Genomic DNA, 2,688 nt, shown 5'->3' with positions numbered 1-2,688 from the left:
GACTTTTTACTGAGAATCAAGATACCGTACAATATCAATGTCGCTGCCCGGATTGCCGTGGAAGAATCCCTCAAGGACATCGACTATCTGATGGAAAGGGTGAAGGCCATAGTCACCGAGAGAGACCGGCTCTTCAAGGAGCTGAAGAAGATTGAATGGCTGCGACCGATTCCCTCGGTGGCCAACTTCATTCTCTGCCAGGTCCTCCGGGGTAAGGCCGTCGAACTGCACCGGAGACTGCGGGATAAGGGTATCCTGGTACGCTACTTCGACCAGCCGCTACTGAAGGACTACATTCGGGTCAGTGTGGGTAGACCGGAAGATACCGATGCACTGGTCAGGACACTCCACGAGATAGGAGGCTAAAGCCGTGACCGATAGACGTTCGATTGTCGAAAGAGAGACCGGAGAAACTAAAATCAAACTGGAACTCGTCATCGACGGTTCCGGCAAGTACCAGATAGCCACCGGTATCGAGATGCTGGACCACTTCCTCTCCCAGGTAGCCCGACACGGCAGATTTGACCTTGAGATAAGTGCGTCCGGGGACGACCAGCATCACCTTGCCGAAGACGTCGCTATATGTCTCGGTAAGGCCCTGGGCGAGGCGCTTGGTGAGAAGCGGGGCATTGTACGCATGGCCGATGCCTCTGTGCCAATGGACGATGCCCTGGCCATGGTCGCCGTCGATATCAGCGGCCGGGGATACACCGTGCTGGAGCTGCCATTCAGTGCCAACGACATGCTCGGGTTCCCAACCGACCTCGTACGTCACTTCCTTGAGTCCTTCGCCACGGAGGCCAGAATGAACCTGCACGCCCGGATTGTCTACGGCGTCAATGACCACCACAAGGCCGAGGCGTTGTTCAAGGCGCTGGGTCGTGCCCTGGATATGGCCACCCGGACTGACGACCGCTTGGGCAGTGGCCTCCCCAGTACCAAGGAGCGGTTGGAATAGCGGGTTTTTCTCAGCCCGGCCTAACAGGCTGATGAAAAAGGAGAGTCCAGAGAGGCTCCGCCCCTTCTGAGGGGCGCCCCCTTATGGCAGGGGTGTCCGGGCGTCATTCTTACAGAATGACGTTAGCAGAATCCGAAACCAGATTCTGCCGGTGTCCCCCCAGATAAAATTATTTTCCCCTTCCTGGCCAGGAAGGCCCAGACGGCCCAGATGGGCCGCACGGGGATTGGTCGAAAGGGTTTTTCAGCACCCTGGTATTAACCCAGGTCTTCTCCGGTGAGCTTGCGGTAGGCTTCCCGGTATTTCTGCGTGGTGCTCTCTATGACGTCATCGGTCAGCATCGGCGCCGGCGGTGTCTTATCCCACCCGGAGGCCTCCAGCCAGTCGCGCACCGGTTGCTTGTCATAGCTGGCCTGTGACCTTCCCACCTGGTACCGGTCGGCCGGCCAGAAACGGCTCGAGTCCGGGGTCAGCAACTCATCAATCAGCACGAGTTCACCATTATCCAGGCCGAACTCCATCTTGGTATCGGCAATAATGATGCCCCTGGTACGGGCACGCTCCCGCGCAAAGTTGTAGAGGGTGATGCACCTGTCCCGGAGCTTTTCGGCCAGGTCTTCGCCTATCTGTCCTCTTACCTCATCCATACTCATAGGCAGGTCATGCCCCTCTTCTGCTTTGGTGGTCGGGGTGAAGATTGGCTCGGGTAGCTCCTGGCTCTCCCGGAGTCCCGCGGGCAACGGGATTCCACAGATAGAACCGCTCTTCTGGTATTCCGCCCAGCCGGACCCGGCAAGGTAGCCACGGACCACACACTCGATGGAGATGCGCTCCACCTTGCGTACAACCATCGAACGTCCGGTCAGATAGGTGGGATAGGCAAACCGGTCTTTCACCGGCAGGTAGGCATCGAGGCAGTCCACGCCCTCGACCACTTCGATAAGATGGTTGGCGACAAACTCGGCGGTCTCCCGGAACCAGTAGGCGGATAGCTGGTTGAGCACCAGTCCCTTGTCGGGAATACCGCAGGGCAGGACAACATCGAAAGCGGAAATACGGTCGGTGGCGATTATCAGAAGCCTGTCACCGAGCTCGTAGGTATCCCTTACCTTGCCGCGAACGAACGGTGGCAGGGGCAACTCTGTCTTCAGCAATACGTCCATAACTATCCAAAATATAGCATAAATCTCTCCCGATTGACTAGCCGGTGAAATAACCCTACCTGTCATTACCCTGGTAACACGCCACTCTATAAGGTGCGAATAACACCTGCCTACCACGCAAGGGGTCACAGGTTCGAGTCCTGTACCGCCCATTCCGAACCTAGAACGGCGTCTGAAGTCCAGAAACTACCATGAATGACACCCTGCCTATCGAGAATTTCCAGCTACGAGTCACGCGTAAATATGACACCCTGCTTTCGTTGCTTGAACATCCTCTCAAGCCTGAACTGCTGCGGTACCTACTCACCTACCGAGTTGTACTAATGCAAGAACAGTGTGTACTTAAGAGAATGAGTGAGCATGTGCGTGAGTATTATAGTTGTAGGTGTCTACAATCACACAAACCCTAGTAGTTGGAGTTGACTCTAATCATAAGTTACGATAGTATAGTCACATACACATCATCAACCGTTTGACCAGTATCCAGAGGGATAATATAACACTATGCCTGTAAGGAGGTGCAGACATGATGGGAGAGAACATCAGAGGATTGAGACTTGAGTATGG

General features: G+C 55.3%; 3 protein-coding genes. 2 read left to right on the top strand and 1 reads right to left on the bottom strand.

All coding sequences use genetic code 11. From position 1 onward, the window contains the following. Both VMW13_06285 and hisB read left to right on the top strand, forming a co-directional pair. On the top strand, window positions 1-366 hold a 366-nt coding region (locus VMW13_06285), incomplete at its 5' end, for an aminotransferase class I/II-fold pyridoxal phosphate-dependent enzyme (protein ID HUV44421.1). A gap of 4 nt (window positions 367-370) precedes the next feature. Next, window positions 371-958 (top strand): imidazoleglycerol-phosphate dehydratase HisB, encoded by a 588-nt coding sequence (gene hisB / locus VMW13_06280; GenBank protein ID HUV44420.1) that lies wholly within the window; start codon window positions 371-373, stop codon window positions 956-958. A 257-nt stretch (window positions 959-1,215) separates the two neighbouring features. Here hisB and VMW13_06275 read toward each other — a convergent pair whose 3' ends face one another. After that, on the bottom strand, window positions 1,216-2,121 hold the full coding sequence (locus tag VMW13_06275; GenBank protein HUV44419.1) for a phosphoribosylaminoimidazolesuccinocarboxamide synthase: 906 nt from the start codon (window positions 2,119-2,121) through the stop codon (window positions 1,216-1,218). Window positions 2,122-2,688 lie beyond the last annotated feature (567 nt).

It is taken from the genome of Dehalococcoidales bacterium (assembly GCA_035529395.1).
Taxonomy (GTDB): domain Bacteria; phylum Chloroflexota; class Dehalococcoidia; order Dehalococcoidales; family Fen-1064; genus DUES01.
This window is presented reverse-complemented; position numbering and strand designations above follow the sequence as displayed.

Bases quoted from the DNA above. Each gene is read 5' to 3' on its own strand.
- VMW13_06275 (HUV44419.1), bottom strand. From the start codon at position 2,121: ATGGACGTATTGCTGAAGACAGAGTTGCCCCTGCCACCGTTCGTTCGC.